General features: G+C 68.6%; 15 protein-coding genes. 2 read left to right on the top strand and 13 right to left on the bottom strand.

Going from position 1 to position 15,150, the window contains the following annotated elements:
- Positions 1-28 precede the first annotated feature (28 nt).
- The gene (locus V2S04_RS09640) at positions 29-382 is read right to left on the bottom strand and encodes a hypothetical protein (RefSeq protein WP_413638301.1); all 354 of its coding nucleotides are present in this window, start codon (positions 380-382) and stop codon (positions 29-31) included.
- Positions 379-888, bottom strand: coding sequence for a hypothetical protein (locus V2S04_RS09635; protein WP_413638300.1), 510 nt, complete (start codon positions 886-888; stop codon positions 379-381). The genes V2S04_RS09640 and V2S04_RS09635 overlap by 4 nt, the downstream gene beginning before the upstream one ends.
- A gap of 71 nt (positions 889-959) precedes the next feature.
- On the opposite strand from V2S04_RS09635, the gene V2S04_RS09630 reads away from it, so the two are divergent.
- Positions 960-1,886, top strand: coding sequence for a hypothetical protein (locus V2S04_RS09630; protein WP_413638299.1), 927 nt, complete (start codon positions 960-962; stop codon positions 1,884-1,886).
- 24 nt (positions 1,887-1,910) lie between these two features.
- Here V2S04_RS09630 and V2S04_RS09625 read toward each other — a convergent pair whose 3' ends face one another.
- From V2S04_RS09625 to V2S04_RS09590, 8 genes are all read right to left on the bottom strand, one after another.
- Positions 1,911-3,173: an alpha-L-fucosidase gene (locus tag V2S04_RS09625; protein WP_413638298.1), complete on the bottom strand. Its 1,263-nt coding sequence runs from the start codon at positions 3,171-3,173 to the stop codon at positions 1,911-1,913.
- A gap of 97 nt (positions 3,174-3,270) precedes the next feature.
- Complete coding sequence (gene ilvC, locus V2S04_RS09620) at positions 3,271-4,299, bottom strand: ketol-acid reductoisomerase (RefSeq protein WP_099195933.1); 1,029 nt, start codon at positions 4,297-4,299, stop codon at positions 3,271-3,273.
- A gap of 37 nt (positions 4,300-4,336) precedes the next feature.
- Positions 4,337-4,846, bottom strand: coding sequence for an acetolactate synthase small subunit (gene ilvN, locus V2S04_RS09615; RefSeq protein WP_413638297.1), 510 nt, complete (start codon positions 4,844-4,846; stop codon positions 4,337-4,339).
- A gap of 3 nt (positions 4,847-4,849) precedes the next feature.
- The gene (locus tag V2S04_RS09610; protein ID WP_413638296.1) at positions 4,850-6,652 is read right to left on the bottom strand and encodes an acetolactate synthase large subunit; all 1,803 of its coding nucleotides are present in this window, start codon (positions 6,650-6,652) and stop codon (positions 4,850-4,852) included.
- Between the two features lie 33 nt (positions 6,653-6,685).
- A complete protein-coding gene (ilvD, locus tag V2S04_RS09605; protein WP_413638295.1) occupies positions 6,686-8,419 on the bottom strand; it encodes a dihydroxy-acid dehydratase in 1,734 nt (577 codons plus the stop codon).
- 9 nt (positions 8,420-8,428) lie between these two features.
- Positions 8,429-9,226 carry a trehalose-phosphatase gene (gene otsB / locus V2S04_RS09600; protein WP_413638294.1) on the bottom strand — a complete coding sequence of 266 codons (798 nt, stop codon included), beginning with the start codon at positions 9,224-9,226 and terminating at the stop codon, positions 8,429-8,431.
- Positions 9,223-10,650: an alpha,alpha-trehalose-phosphate synthase (UDP-forming) gene (locus V2S04_RS09595; protein ID WP_413638293.1), complete on the bottom strand. Its 1,428-nt coding sequence runs from the start codon at positions 10,648-10,650 to the stop codon at positions 9,223-9,225. The genes otsB and V2S04_RS09595 overlap by 4 nt, the downstream gene beginning before the upstream one ends.
- A 127-nt stretch (positions 10,651-10,777) precedes the next feature.
- A complete protein-coding gene (locus V2S04_RS09590; RefSeq protein WP_413638292.1) occupies positions 10,778-12,001 on the bottom strand; it encodes an MFS transporter in 1,224 nt (407 codons plus the stop codon).
- Between the two features lie 205 nt (positions 12,002-12,206).
- Here V2S04_RS09590 and V2S04_RS09585 point away from each other — a divergent pair, with 205 nt between their 5' ends.
- Positions 12,207-12,485 (top strand): hypothetical protein, encoded by a 279-nt coding sequence (locus V2S04_RS09585; protein WP_413638291.1) that lies wholly within the window; start codon positions 12,207-12,209, stop codon positions 12,483-12,485.
- Positions 12,486-12,499: 14 nt separating this feature from the next.
- On the opposite strand, the gene V2S04_RS09580 is transcribed toward V2S04_RS09585, so the two are convergent.
- The 3 genes from V2S04_RS09580 to V2S04_RS09570 are packed head-to-tail and all read right to left on the bottom strand — an operon-like array spanning position 12,500 to position 15,110.
- The gene (locus V2S04_RS09580; protein WP_413638290.1) at positions 12,500-13,678 is read right to left on the bottom strand and encodes an acetyl-CoA C-acetyltransferase; all 1,179 of its coding nucleotides are present in this window, start codon (positions 13,676-13,678) and stop codon (positions 12,500-12,502) included.
- Complete coding sequence (locus V2S04_RS09575; protein WP_340086910.1) at positions 13,675-14,328, bottom strand: CoA transferase subunit B; 654 nt, start codon at positions 14,326-14,328, stop codon at positions 13,675-13,677. The genes V2S04_RS09580 and V2S04_RS09575 overlap by 4 nt, the downstream gene beginning before the upstream one ends.
- A gap of 5 nt (positions 14,329-14,333) precedes the next feature.
- Complete coding sequence (locus V2S04_RS09570; RefSeq protein ID WP_413638289.1) at positions 14,334-15,110, bottom strand: CoA transferase subunit A; 777 nt, start codon at positions 15,108-15,110, stop codon at positions 14,334-14,336.
- Positions 15,111-15,150: the final 40 nt, after the last annotated feature.

Below are 15,150 nucleotides of genomic sequence, written 5' to 3'. Positions count from 1 at the left end.
GCTGTTTCCGGGCGCCCGTGTTCCGCGCTCAGCCGAGCAGCGAGGCGCCGTTGCGCAGTGCGAAGCTGAGCGTGTCGAGCCAGAACACCGCGCTCAGGCCGAGTCCTGCGAGCATCACGACGACGAAGACGCCGAACGTGCGACGCCGGCTGATCAGCAGGGCGACGACGAACACGATCATCGGGACGATCACCGGCATCAGCAGCACGGTCCACCCGTAGCCGCTGATTCCCGCCTGCGCCATCTCGATCAGGTAGAACGTGGCGTTCCAGATCAGGAATGCGTAGGCGAGCCCGAGCAGGCCAGTGACGAATCCGCGCATCGCGCTGACGAGGCGCGAGGCGGTCGGAGCGGCCGATGCGGGGTGCGCACTCTCTGTCACAGCGCTCCCCCTCCCCCGGCGACGACGAACGGCCAGGGCACGAGCAGCGCCGCCCCGACCACCAGTGCGCTGATACGCACCCAGTCCCTGCCGCCACGGGTGAGCAGCAGAGTCGCGGTGAACCAGAGGGCGGGCGCGAGCACGGCGATCCACATGCTCGCGAGATAGAGAGGCGCGGGCAGCATGAACATCGCCTTCGCCTGCATCCCGACTCCGCCGATCGCCCAGCCGATCGTGTAGAGGAGGTACACGCCCCCGAGGATGCCGAGCATGACGAGCGTGGCGGTGCCGATGCCCTGCGACTCGTCTTCCTCCGCGCGGGTGTCTGCCACCGGCTCCACGCCCCGCGAAGCGGGTGCGTCGGAGCGCTCGTTCCCCGCACCCGAGACGGGCGCCTGGCGGTCCGCCGCGGGGGCATCGTGTCGTCGCGAGGGTGCCGGCCGTCGCGCCTCGAGCGCATCGTCACCCGCCCAGCTGAGCGCGTCGTCCTCGGAGTCGGAATTCATCCCTCCAGCGTACCCACGCCTGATGCCGCGTCCCACTAGGCTCAGGACACCAGACTCCCGGGGAGGAACGCGTGGCAGAGAACAGCAGGGCGACCACTGAATCCGGCGCCGGAGGCGACGGGCCGGAGCGCACCTGGGTGCCGACCGCCGAAGCGAAGAGGAGATCGACGACGCTGCGGTGGATCGCCGCCGCGCTGTGGACCCTCGCCATCGCCGCAGAGGCCGTCGGCATCTTCTGGCTGCTCCGTCAGCGCGAGGTGACCGGCGCAGACGGCGAGCTGACACGCGATCCCGATACCGGCTTGCTCGTCCAGGGCGGCGGCGAGGCGGTCTTCCCTCAGTGGGCGTTCACCACCCTGATCGTGCTGCTCGTGGTGATCGCAGCTCTCTCGATCACGGGCTCGATCCTCTGGAAGAAGGCGAACCGGCTGGATCCGGCGAGGAAGTCCGACACCGCCCGGTTCTTCGTGCAGAACCAGCTCGGGGCGATCATCGCGATCGTGGCGTTCCTGCCGCTGATCATCCTCATCTTCCTGAATAAGGACATGGACAAGGGGCAGAAGACCATCGCCGGCGCCGTCGGCATCGTCCTCGCCGTCGTCGCCGCGATCATCGGCGTCGATGTCAATCCGCCATCCGTCGAGAAGTACACCGCCGACCAGTCGACCGTCATCCAGCTGCTCGGCGAGGATGCGGTCACGTGGGTCGACGGCGGCTCGGTCTACCACGTGTGCGACACGGTCTCCGACATCCAGACCGGCAGCGAGATCAGGTACGGCACGACCGCGGAGGCGGTCGAGGCGGGCAAGCAGCGTCTGACGCTGAAGTTCGCCTCGGAGCTCGAGAAGTGCGGCCTGCCCGTACCCGTCAACGCCGAGGAGATCGCCGATGCGCTGCGTCAGATCCAGGGCGGGCAGACCGTGACGCTGCCGGCACCCGAGTGGGCCGCGAGCGACACTCCGCCGATCGTCGTGGAGGATGCGGCGCAGGGGTCGTGAAGATCCGATCTCTGACCCGCCAGCTCACTCCAGGGTGAGCTCGATCACCGGCACGAGCACGTCCGGGCGACGCACCGGGAGGTGCACGGTCAGCGTGCCCTCCGCCTCACCCGCGGGCGTCATGAGCGACGCACGCTGCTCGGGATCGGCCACAGAGGTCCGCAGCCAGGATCCGTCGTTCAGCAGTCGGGCGAACGACACCTTGCCGGCCAGGTCGGGCAGGTGCACGAAGCCGAGCGGCCAGCTGAACAGGTGCAGGTAGAGCCTGCTGCCGCGTCGGGTGTAGACGCCCTCGCGCGGCGGGACGAGATCCGCGTGGCCGGCGCCGACGACGGCATCCCGATGCAGCGACATCCACTCCCCGATCTCATCGAGGGTCGCCGCGTCACGCGGGGCGATCGCCCCGCGCCCGTCCGGTCCGATGTTGAGCAGCATGTTGCCGTCCATCGACACCGAGTCGGCGAGCATCTGCACGAGCAGCGTCGCCGATTTCTGATCGGTGTTGTCGCGGTGGTAGCCCCACGAGCCGTTGAGCGTCTGACAGGCCTCCCAGACCTGGCGCTCCCCCGCCTCGTCAACGAGAGGGGACGTGGGCTGGTACTGCTCGGGGGTGACGAAGTCCGCGGGGATGCCCAGACGGTCGTTGACCAGCATGCCCGGCTGCAGGTCACGGCACATCGCCAGCAGAGCTTCGGCATCCCAGTCCTCCGGGCCCTTGCCCGCCCACCCGTCGCGCTCCTCGGGGTAGGTGAAGTCGAAGAAGAGATAGTCGAGCTCGCCGTAGCCGGTGAGCAGCTCGCGCACCTGTGCATGGAGGTAGTCCCGGTAGCGGGCCATATCGCGTCCGTCGTTGAGCGAAGCGGCATCGACGTCGTCGCGTCGCGGGTGATTCCAGTCGACGGTGAAGTCGGGGTGGTGCCAGTCGATGAGCGAGTAGTAGAGGCCGACCTTCACCCCCTCCTCGCGCAGCGCGTCGACGTACTCGCGAACCAGATCGCGGCCGCATGCGACCTGCGAGGTGAAGTCGGTGAGCGCGGAGTCGAACAGGCAGAAACCGTCGTGGTGCTTGGCGGTGAGCACGACGTAGCCCATCCCGGTGCTCTTCGCCCGCCGCGCGAGGGCTCGTGCGTCGAAGCGATCGGGATCGAAGTGCTCGGCGTACTGCCGGTAGTCGTCGTCGGTCAATCGTTCGTAGCTCTGCACCCATTCGTGCCTGGCCGCCACGCTGTAGACGCCGAAGTGCGCGAACAGCCCGAATCGGGCTTCGTCGAACCAGTCCTGTCGCATGTCCCCATCCTGGCATAGACATCGGATGTCTCGCGATGCCCGCGGACGCGAAAGGAGGCACCCGGCGAGCCGGATGCCTCCTTTCGGACAGATCAGATCAGCGTGCGGCGCTGCCCTCGACGTAGTCCTCGTCCTGCGACTTCCATGCGAACAGCGAGCGCAGCTCCTTGCCGGTCGCCTCGATCGGGTGACCCTGCTCCTTCTCACGCAGCGCCAGGAACTCCTCGGCCCCGTTGTCCTGGTCCTCGATGAAGCGCTTGGCGAAGGCGCCCGACTGGATGTCGGCCAGCACGCCCTGCATGCGCTCCTTGACACCGGCGTCGATGACGCGCGGGCCCGAGACGTAGTCGCCGAACTCGGCGGTGTCGGAGATCGACCAGCGCTGCTTGGCGATGCCGCCCTCCCACATCAGGTCGACGATCAGCTTCAGCTCGTGCAGCACCTCGAAGTACGCGATCTGCGGCTGGTAGCCCGCCTCGACGAGAGTCTCGAAGCCCGCCTGCACGAGGTGGCTCATGCCACCGCAGAGCACGGCCTGCTCGCCGAACAGGTCGGTCTCGGTCTCTTCGGTGAAGGTCGTCTTGATGACGCCTGCGCGGGTGCCGCCGATGGCCTTCGCGTAAGACAGCGCGAGCTCCCATGCCTTGCCCGACGCGTCGCGCTCGACGGCGATGATGTCGGGGATGCCGCGGCCGGCGACGAACTCGCGGCGGACGGTGTGCCCCGGAGCCTTCGGCGCGATGAGGATGACGTCGACGCCCTCGGGGGCGTCGATGTAGCCGAAGCGGATGTTGAAGCCGTGCGCGAAGGCGAGGGCCTTGCCGGGCTTGAGCTTGTCCTTGATGGACTCGTTGTAGATCGTGCGCTGGTGCTGGTCCGGCGCGAGGATCATGATGACGTCGGCCCACTCGGCGGCGTCCGCCACGTTCTTGACGGGGAAGCCCGCCTCCTCGGCCTTGGCGATCGACTTCGAGCCCTCCTTGAGGGCGATGGTGACCTCGACGCCCGAATCACGAAGGTTCATCGCGTGGGCGTGGCCCTGCGAGCCGTAGCCGACGATGGCGACCTTCTTGCCCTGGATTATCGAGAGGTCGGCGTCCGCGTCGTAGAAGATCTCGGTGCTCACGGTGTTGTTTCTCCTTGCTAGTGGTTCGTAAGTTGTGTCAGCCGCGCAGAACGCGCTCGGTGATGCTCTTGCCGCCGCGGCCGATGGCGAGCAGGCCCGACTGGGCCAGCTCCTTGATGCCGAACGGCTCGAGCGCCCGCAGCAGCGCCTGCACCTTGCCCTGGTCGCCGGTGACCTCGATCACCACGGCATCCGGGGCGTAGTCGACGATCGAGGCGCGGAAGAGGTTCACGATCTCGAGCACGTTCGAGCGGGTGTTGTTGTCGGTGCGCACCTTGATGAGCATGTGCTCGCGCTGCACCGAGGTCGACGGCTCGAGCTCGACGATCTTGATCACGTTGATCAGCTTGTTCAGCTGCTTGGTGACCTGCTCGAGCGGCAGCGCCTCGACGTCGACGACGACGGTGATGCGGGAGATCCCCGCCACCTCCGTCACCCCGACGGCGAGCGAGTGGATGTTGAAGCCGCGGCGCGCGAACAGACCCGCGACGCGGGTCAGGATGCCGGGGGTGTCCTCGACGAGAAGGCTCAGCACGTGTGTGGACATGGCTCAGATCTCCTCATCGAATGCCGGGGCGTGGTCACGCGCGTACTGGATGTAGCTGTTGCTGACGCCCTGCGGCACCATCGGCCACACCATCGCGTCGGCGCTCACGACGAAATCGATCACGACCGGACGGTCGTTGGTCTCGAGCGCCGTGCGGATGGCGTCGTCGACGTCCTCCTCCTTCTCGACCCGCAGGGCGAGGCAGCCGTACGCCTCGGCGAGCTTGACGAAGTCGGGGATGCGCACGGTGCCGTGACCGGTGTTCAGGTCGGTGTTCGAGTGACGTCCGTCGTAGAACAGCGTCTGCCACTGCCGCACCATGCCGAGCGAGGAGTTGTTGATGATCGCGACCTTGATCGGGATGTTGTTGATGACACAGGTCGCAAGCTCCTGGTTGGTCATCTGGAAGCATCCGTCGCCGTCGATCGCCCACACGACACGGTCGGGTTCGGCCACCTTCGCGCCCATCGCAGCGGGAACCGAGTAGCCCATGGTGCCGGCCCCACCCGAGTTCAACCACGAGTTGGGCCGCTCGTACTTGATGAACTGCGCGGCCCACATCTGGTGCTGGCCGACACCGGCGGCGTAGACGGCCTCGGGTCCGGTGAGCTCGCCGATGCGCTGGATCACGTACTGCGGCGACATGAGGCCGTCTTCGGGCTGCGCGTAGCCGAGCGGGAACTCGGCCTTCAGGCCGTCGAGATACGACCACCACTCGTCGGTGTCCGGCTTGCTGCCCGCGATCGCGCCGCGGAAGGCGGTGTCGAGGTCGACGAGCACATCGCGCACGTCGCCGACGATCGGCACGGTCGCGGTGCGGATCTTCGAGATCTCGGCGGGGTCGATGTCGACGTGCACGACCTTCGCGTCCGGGGCGAACAGTGCCGCCTTGCCGGTGACGCGGTCGTCGAAACGCGCGCCCAGCGAGACGATGAGGTCGGACTCCTGCAGCGCGAGCACGGCCGGAACCGTGCCGTGCATGCCGGGCATGCCCAGGTGCTGCGGGTGCGAGTCGGGGAACGCGCCGCGGGCCATCAGCGTGGTGACCACCGGCGCGCCGGTCGACTCGGCGAGGGCGAGCAGCTCGGCAGACGCGCGCGCACGGATGACACCGCCGCCGACGTACAGCACCGGCTTCTTCGCCTCGGCGAGCAGGGTCGCGGCGGCCTGGATCTGCTTTCCGTGGGCCTTGGTCACCGGGCGGTAGCCGGGCAGGTCGACCTTCGGGGGCCACACGAAGGGCACGACCTGCTGCTGGGCGTCCTTCGTGATGTCGACGAGCACGGGACCGGGACGGCCGGTGGAGGCGACCTCGAACGCCGCGGCGATCGCGCCGGGGATCTCTTCGGCGCTCTTCACCAGGAACGAGTGCTTGGTCACCGGCATGGTGATGCCGACGATGTCGGCCTCCTGGAACGCGTCGGTTCCCATCAGGGTCGAGAACACCTGTCCGGTGATCGCCACCAGCGGCACCGAGTCCATATAGGCGTCGGCGATGGCCGTGACGAGGTTGGTCGCGCCGGGACCGGATGTCGCGATGCAGACGCCCACCTTGCCGGTGGCCGACGCATAGCCCTCTGCGGCGTGACCCGCACCCTGCTCGTGGCGCACCAGCACGTGGCGCAGATCAGGCGCATCCATGAGCGGGTCGTAGACGGGCATGATCGCGCCGCCCGGAATGCCGAAGACGTCTGTGACGCCCAGCTTCTCGAGCGAGCGGACGACAGCCTCGGCCCCAGAGATCTCGGGGGCTGTGGAGGGACGTGCGGGCGGCCGCGGCACGGCGGTCGCAGATTCAGGAGTCATTTCGCATCCTTGGTGATCTGAGTCGTCAGAAGGTCAGCCAGTCACCGCGCCCTGCGCGGCGGAGCGCACGAGACGAGAGTACTTGGCCAGGACGCCACGGGTATAGCGCGGAGGAAGGGGCTCCCAGCCCTCACGGCGGGAGCTCAGCTCAGCTTCCTCGACGAGTAGCTCGAGGGAGCGAGCCGCGATATCGACCCGTATCAGATCACCATCGCGCACGAAGGCGATGGGACCTGCGTCCACGGCTTCGGGTGCTATGTGGCCGATGCACAGGCCGGTTGTGCCGCCTGAGAATCGTCCGTCCGTCAACAGTAGTACATCTTTTCCGAGACCCGCGCCCTTGATGGCCGCGGTGATGGCGAGCATCTCGCGCATGCCCGGACCGCCCTTGGGCCCCTCGTAGCGGATCACGATGACGTCGCCGGCGTTGATCTCGCCGGCCGCCAGCGCATCCATCGCCCCGCGCTCGCGCTCGAACACGCGCGCCGGACCCTCGAACACGTCCGCGTCGAAACCGGCCGACTTGACCACGGCTCCCTCTGGCGCGAGCGAGCCGTGCAGGATCGTGATGCCGCCGGAGGCGTGGATCGGGTTGTCGAAGGTGTGGATGACGTCGCCGTCGACGGGGTCCGGGTTCAGGTCGCGGAGGTTCTCGGCGACGGTCTTGCCGGTCACCGTGAGCGCGTCGCCGTGGATCAGGCCCTCGTCGAGCATCGCCTTCATGATCACCGGGATGCCGCCGTGGCGGTCGACGTCGTTCATCACGTACTTGCCGAACGGCTTCATGTCGGCCACGTGCGGGGTGCGGCTGCCGATGCGGTTGAAGTCGTGCAGCGACAGCTCGATGCCTGCCTCGTTGGCGATCGCCAGCAGGTGCAGCACGACATTCGTCGAGCCGCCGAGCGCCATCGCCAAGGCGATCGCGTTCTCGAACGACTCCTTGGTGAGGATGTCCTTCGTCGTGATCCCCTGACGCAGCAGGTTGACGACCGCCTCGCCCGAACGATGCGCGAAGTAGTCGCGACGACGATCCGCCGCCGGCGGCGCAGCCGAGCCGGGAAGGCTCAGGCCGAGCGCCTCGGCGACGGATGCCATGGTGTTGGCCGTGTACATGCCGCCGCAGGCGCCCTCACCCGGCGCGAAGGCGCACTCGATGCGCTTGAGATCCTCTTCGCTCATGCGGCCGGCTCGACAGGCGCCGACACCTTCGAACGAGTCGATGATCGTGATGTCCTTCTCTGTTCCGTCTGAGAGCTTCACCCAGCCGGGCGCGATGGATCCGGCGTACAGGAAGACACTCGACAGGCCCAGGCGGGCGCTGGCCATCAGCATGCCGGGGATCGACTTGTCGCAGCCGGCGAGCAGCACCGTGCCGTCGAGGCGTTCGGCCATGATCACGGTCTCGACCGAGTCGGCGATGACCTCGCGCGACACGAGCGAGAAGTGCATGCCCTCGTGGCCCATCGAGATGCCGTCCGAGACCGAGATGGTGCCGAACTGCAGCGGGTATCCCCCGCCGGAGTGCACGCCCTCCTTGGCTCCCTGCGCGAGCCGATCGAGGCTCAGATTGCAGGGAGTGATCTCGTTCCAGCTCGATGCGATTCCGACCTGCGGCTTGTCCCAGTCGGCGTCGCCCATGCCCACGGCGCGGAGCATGCCGCGCGAGGTGGTCGCCTCGATGCCGTCGGTGACGACGCGGCTGCGGGGCTTGATGTCGATGTCGTGCTGTGCTCCGGGCATGGCGGGCTGAGATTCGCGGGTGGACATGACGGAAGTCTATTCCGGTCGCGTGCCCCGTTCCGACGCGATGACTTCCAGAAGTTCCGCGATCTGCTGTGGGGATTCCACACGCAGGGTCGCCGCCGTCTCCCCCGCACCGACGCGCACCCCCAGATCCCCGTCGCCCAGCACGCGCAGCGCGTCCTCGTCGGTCACGTCGTCGCCGGCGAACAGGATGCCGGTGGCACCCGTGCGCTCGCGAAGAACCGCGATCGCCGTGTCCTTCCCCTCATCGCGGGAGGAGTACTCGAGGATGCGATCGCCGGTGCGGCGCCGCCAGTGCTGAGCCCGGCGCGCGAACACCTGATCGACCGCCGCGAACGCCGCCTGCTCGACCTCGGGCCGAGCGGGTCGTCCGTGGATGCCGATCCCGAATGTCTTGCTCTCCAGCTCGACGCCGGGGTAGGCCGTCAGCAGGGGTTCGAGCTCCTCGATGAGGGTGTCGCGCAGCATCCGCTCGGGGTCGTCTTCCTGCGCCTGCGCCTCGCCCTGTCCTGGATACCAGTACTGGGCACCGTGAGAGCCGGCGAGCACGACGGGCGAGTCGTCGTCGTGCTCGGCGATCTCGCGCAGGTGCACGAGGCTGCGGCCCGACACGAACGCCACGGTCGTCTCGGGCAGTGCCGCGAGGTCGGCCAGCGCGCGCCTGACCGCCGGGATCGCGCGAGCCGCCATGGGATCGGCGACCAGCTCCGACGCAGTGCCGTCGAAGTCGAGGGCGACCAGCAGGTGCTCGGTGCGGGCGATAGCCGAGACCTCGGCGTCGACGCGTCCCGGCTTCCAGTCGCGGGTCATCCGTGCGCTCCTTCGTGACGACGCTGCCGGGCATGACCGGCGCGCTCCAGTGCGGCGAGGAACGATCGCGACCATGCCTGCACGTCGTTCTCGAGCACCCGCTTGCGCAGCGCCCGCATGCGCTTGCCCTGCTCGGCACGGGGCATCTCGATCGCGTCGACGATGGCGTCCTTGAGTCCCTCGATGTCGTGCGGGTTCACCCGCAGCGCCTGGCGCAGCTCATCTGCGGCCCCGGTGAACTCGCTGAGCACGAGCACGCCGCGATTGTCGGCCCGGGTCGCGACGTACTCCTTGGCGACGAGGTTCATTCCGTCGCGCAGCGCCGTGACGAGCATCACGTCGGCTGCGAGGTACATCGCGACCATCTCCTCGCGGGGGAACCCCTGGTGCAGATACCGGATCGCCGTGTGTCCGAGCGTGTCGTGGTCGCCGTTGATGCGCCCGATCGACAGCTCGACCTCGTCGCGCAGGTGCATATAGGCATCCACCCGCTCGCGGCTGGGGCTGGCCACCTGGATGAAGGCGACATCCTCCACCGAGATCCGGCCCTGGTCGAGCAGCTCGCCGTAGGCCTTGATGCGGTGGCGGATGCCCTTGGTGTAGTCGAGCCGGTCGACGCCGAGCAGGATGTGCTTCGGGTTTCCCAGCCCCTCACGGATCTCGACGGCTCGCGCGCGGATGTCCGGGCGCTCGGCGAGTTCGCGGTAGGGGGTGGTGTCGATCGAGATCGGGAACGCCTTCACCACCGGCATACGACCGTCGGGGAGGGCGATCGTGGATGCCTTGATCTCGTGCCCGAGACGCCGTTTGGCGGCGGCGAGGAAGTTCGCGGCATCCTGGGTCCTCTGGAAGCCGATCACGTCGGCGCCCAGCAGACCGCGCAGCACCTGGTCTCGCCACGGGAGCTGGGCGTAGAGCCCGTGAGCGGGGAACGGGATGTGGTGGAAGTAGCCGATGGTCACGTCGGGGCGCAGGCCGCGCACCATCTCGGGCACGAGCTGCAGCTGGTAATCGTGGACCCAGACGGTACCGCCCTCGGCGACGGCGTCGGCTGCGGCCTCGGCGAAGCGCAGGTTCACGGCGACGTACGCCTCCCACCACTCGCGGTGGTACTGCGGCGGGGCAATGACGTCGTGGTAGAGCGGCCAGATGGTGTCGTTCGAGAAACCCTCGTAGTAGTCCTGGATCTCCTGCTCGCTCAGCGTCACCGGCAGCAGCCGGATGCCGTCGGCCTCGAACGGCTCGATCTCCAGATCGGCCTGACCCGCCCAGCCGACCCAGGCGCCGTCGACGCTGCGCATCATGGGCTCGAGCGCCGCGACCAGCCCTCCGGGAGAGGTGCGCCAGATCTCTTCGCCGTCTGGCGTGATGATCCGATCGACCGGAAGGCGGTTGGCGACGACCACGAACTCTGCGGCGACCATGTGACTCCTCTGCTCGGTACCCCCAGGCTATCCATGACGGCCTCAGGGGTTACGGGGGTTGACGTGCCGGTGAGCCGATGCCAATGATGCGGGGGTCGGTGATGCCGCGAGTCAGTGATGCCTCGAGTCAGTGATGCCGCGGGCTGATCACGCGGTTGGCGATCCCGGCCAGCAGCACGATCGCCGCGGCGACCGCGGGCAGCACGACCGCGATCGGGGTGCCCGCGCCCTCGGCGACCGCGCCGGTGACGGCGGCGGCCACCGCCTGTCCCACGACGACGCCCGACCCGAGCATGGTCATCACGGTCGCCGAGCGCCCGCGCGGGCTGCGCGCGGCGCCCAGACTGTACTGGGTGACGATGGTCGGGCCGACGCCGACGCCCACGAGCGCGAGGGCGATGACCATCGTCGTCACCGTCGTCGACGTCGCGAACAGCACCGCACCAGCCACCAGGATGCCGGCGAACACCAGCCATCGCGCGTGCAGTGTGAATCGCGCAGGCAGCCACGCCACCCCCAGTGCTAGCACGGCCGACCCGACGCCCATCACGCCGTAGAGCAGACCGGCCTGCTCGGCGGCGTCGCGGTCGGCCATGAACGACGTCAGCGCCGTCAGGCTCGCCCCGAAGAACAGGCCGATGCCGAAGATGCCGATCACGACCACCAGGAGAGCGGGGCGGAACAGCTCGGAGACGGCCGAGGGCGCGCGCCCGTCGACACCGCGCTCGACGGAGACGTGCCGGCCGGTGGGATGCAGGGCGAACGCACCCACGAAAAGCAGGGTGAGCGCCGACGCGATGGCGATCGGCGCCCAGGGGGCGATGAAAGAGGCGAGGATGCCGACGAGGAACGGACCGAAGACGAAGACGGTCTCGTCGGCCGCCGATTCATACGACATGGTCGCCGAGGTGGTTCGGGCGCGCTGCGTCTGCGGCATCCGCTCGGCGATGATCGTGACCAGCCGCGACCGCGACATCGGCGACACCTGCGGTGCTGTCGCGCCGATCAGGAAGGCGGATGCCAGGACGAGAGCGTCGGGCACCGGAAGGTAGACCACGAGGGCGAAGCCGGCCAGCATCGCGGCGTTCAGCACCGCAGACAGCGCCAGAACCACGCGCTGCCCCCAGCGGTCGGCCGCGGCGCCGAGGAACGGTCCGACGAGTGCGGTGCCGAGACCGACGGCCGCGGAGGTGAGTCCGCCCAGCGAGAGCGAGCCGCGCACGGTGACGACCATGGTCAGCACGCCCACCACCATCATGGCGAAGGGCAGTCGCGCGATGAACGCGATCACGAAGTAGGGCAGGCCGGTCAGCCGCAGCAGGCTCGGCGCGGGGATCGAAGTCTGTGTCATGGCTCTCGCGCGTCCTCGACGCGGATCGGGTGCCGCCGCTGTCCGCCGGGGAGCCGGCGGCCGGTGGATACACAGTGGAACGGGCGAACGCCCGGGCTCTAGTGTACTGGAGCCCTGCACTCGGACACCGAGCCGACACCGGGTGCTCGCGAGCCCGGATGTCAACCCTTCCCGGCGAGATCGACCACTCGGCTACCGTGGACGCATGCGCTATCTCCTTCGCACCGGACTCTTCAGCGCCATCTCCACGGGCTGGACCCTGCTGCGCGGTTCGCGTGGCCAGCAGTTCACCTGGCGGGCGGTGCTCGCCTGGGTGAGCTGGGCGATCACCCTCTCGCTCGCCATCGGCGCCGTGAGGGACATGCGGCGCCAGGAGAAGGGCCTCCCGGTCTCGGCAGACTCGCCGTTCGCCCCGAAGCCCGACAAGAAGGAGCGCCGCGAGAAGCGTCGTGACGAGGTCAAGCGCATCTCGAAGCAGCGCTGACACCGTCGCTCGGATCAGCGGGTAAGGATCAACGCCTCGCCCTGACCGCCGCCACCGCAGAGCGCGGCGATCGCCGTGCCGGATCCGCGCTTGGCGAGCTCGTGCGCCAGGTGCACCACCAGGCGGGCGCCGCTGGCCCCGATCGGATGCCCGATGGCGATGCCGCCGCCGTGCACGTTGACCACCTCGCTCGCCAGACCCAGCTCCTGCTGCGACCGTGCGACGACGGCTCCGAAGGCCTCGTTGATCTCGACGAGATCCAGCTGTGCGGCGGTGATGCCCTGCTTCTCGAGCGCCTTCTCGATGGCGCGCGCCGGCTGAGCCTGCAGGGAGTTGTCGGGACCGGCCGTCTGCCCGTTGGCGCCGATCACGGCGAGCACCGGCCATCGGCGGGCATCCGCGTTCTCGCGGGTGGTGACGACGACGGCGGCCGCGCCGTCGGAGATCTGCGACGCGTTGCCGGCGGTGATGGTGCCCCCTTCGGCGAAGGCCGGACGCAGACCGGCGAGCGACTCGACGGTCGTCTCGGGGCGGATGCCCTCGTCCCTGGTGAGCACGATGGGCTCCCCCTTGCGCTGCGGCACGCTGACCTCGACGATCTCGGCGTCGAACACCCCGGCGTCGTGCGCGGCTGCCGCACGCTGGTGCGACAGAGCGGCGACGGTGTCCTGGATCTCGCGGGTCAGCTCGTAGCGCGGGTTGTGCCGCTCGGTGGACGCGCCCATGCTCTCCCGGTCGTACGCATCGGTGAGACCGTCGTAGGCCATGTGGTCGAGCACCTCGACGCTGCCGTAGGTCCATCCGTCGCGCGAGCCCATCAGCAGATGCGGCGCCCGGGTCATCGACTCCATGCCTCCGGCGACGACGGTCGTGGCGTCGCCGGTGCGGATCATGCGCGCCGCGTCGATGATCGCGGTGAGACCCGACAGGCAGACCTTGTTGACCGAGCTCGCCGGCACGTCCCAGCCGATGCCCGCGCCGATCGCGGCCTGGCGTGCCGCGTTCTGCCCGGAGCCGGCTGCCAGCACCTGGCCCATGATGACCGCATCGACGGCATCCGGGGCGATGGCCGCCTGCTCGAGCGCGCCGCGGATCGCCAGTGCGCCCAGCTGCGGTGCGGTGAACGAGGCGAGCTGCCCTTTCAGTCGCCCTTGCGGAGTGCGGGCGGCGGCGACGATGACGATGTCGCTCATGAGTTCTCCTTCAGTGTCTCGGCGATGGTCAGTGCGGGTTCGGTGGCGTCGACGACCTGCTGCACGCTCACGCCCGGAGCCGTCTCCACGAGCAGCAGGCCGTCGGCGGTCACGTCGATGACGGCGAGGTCGGTGATGATCCGATCGACCACTCCCCTGCCGGTCAGCGGCAGCGAGCACTCGTCGACGATCTTGGCGGAGCCGTCTTTGGCGACGTGCTCCATCAGGATGATGACGCGTCCGGCGCCGTGCACCAGGTCCATCGCGCCGCCCGGACCCTTGACCATTTTGCCCGGGATCATCCAGTTCGCGAGATCACCGTTCGCCGAGACCTGCATGGCGCCGAGGATCGCGGCATCGATCTTGCCGCCGCGGATCATGCCGAAGCTCGTGGCCGAGTCGAAGAACGCGGCCCCCGGCAGCAGCGTGACGGTCTCCTTGCCGGCGTTGATCAGGTCGGGATCGACGTTCTCCTCCGTCGGGTACGGCCCGACGCCGAGGATGCCGTTCTCGGACTGCAGCACGACGGTCACACCGTCGGGCACGTGGTTGGGCACCAGCGTGGGCAGCCCGATGCCGAGGTTGACGTACGAGCCGTCGGCGAGCTCCTGCGCGGCACGGGCAGCCATCTCGTTGCGGGTGAGCGCCATGATGATCAGGCTCCTTCCTGGGTGCGCACGGTGCGCCGTTCGATGCGCTTCTCGATGTCTCCACCGACCTCGACCAGCCGGTGCACGTAGACGCCGGGCAGGTGGATGCAGTCCGGGTCGAGCTCGCCGGGTTCGACGAGCTCCTCGACCTGGGCGATGCAGATGCGCCCGGCCATCGCCGCGAGCGGGTTGAAGTTGCGCGCAGCCTTGTTGAAGACGAGGTTGCCGTGCCGGTCGCCCTTGAGCGCGTGCACCAGGGCGAAGTCGGTGGTGATCGCCTCTTCGAGCACGAAGTCGCGCTGCTCTCCGTGGAAGTCGAAGCTGCGCACCTCTTTCACCGGCGAGGCCGTCGCCACCGTGCCGTCGGGGTTGTATCGGCGCGGGAGACCGCCCTCGGCGACCTGGGTGCCGACCCCCGTCTGGGTGAAGAACGCGGCGATGCCGGAACCGCCGGCGCGCAGCTTCTCGGCGAGGGTCCCCTGCGGGGTGAGCTCCAGTTCGAGGTCGCCTTCGAGGAACTGCCGCTCGAACTCCTTGTTCTCGCCGACGTACGACGAGGTCATCTTGCGGATGCGCTGCGCGGCGAGCAGGATGCCGAGCCCCCAGTCGTCGACTCCGCAGTTGTTGCTGACCACGCTGAGACCACTGGTGCCCTGCGCATGCAGCGCCTCGATGAGCGTCATCGGGTTGCCGGAGAGGCCGAAGCCGCCCACTGCGAGAGAGGCGCCATCGGGGATGTCGGCGACGGCTTCCGCCGCGGATGCGAACTGCTTGTCGATCAAGACCACTCCTTCGTGTGCGATTCCTCCAGCATCCGCCTGC

The organism is Microbacterium sp. OR21 (assembly GCF_047306785.1).
In the GTDB taxonomy this organism is placed as follows: Bacteria; Actinomycetota; Actinomycetes; order Actinomycetales; family Microbacteriaceae; genus Microbacterium; species Microbacterium esteraromaticum_E.
The sequence above is the reverse complement of the archived record's forward strand: the minus strand, read 5'-3'. Positions and strand labels throughout refer to the sequence as shown.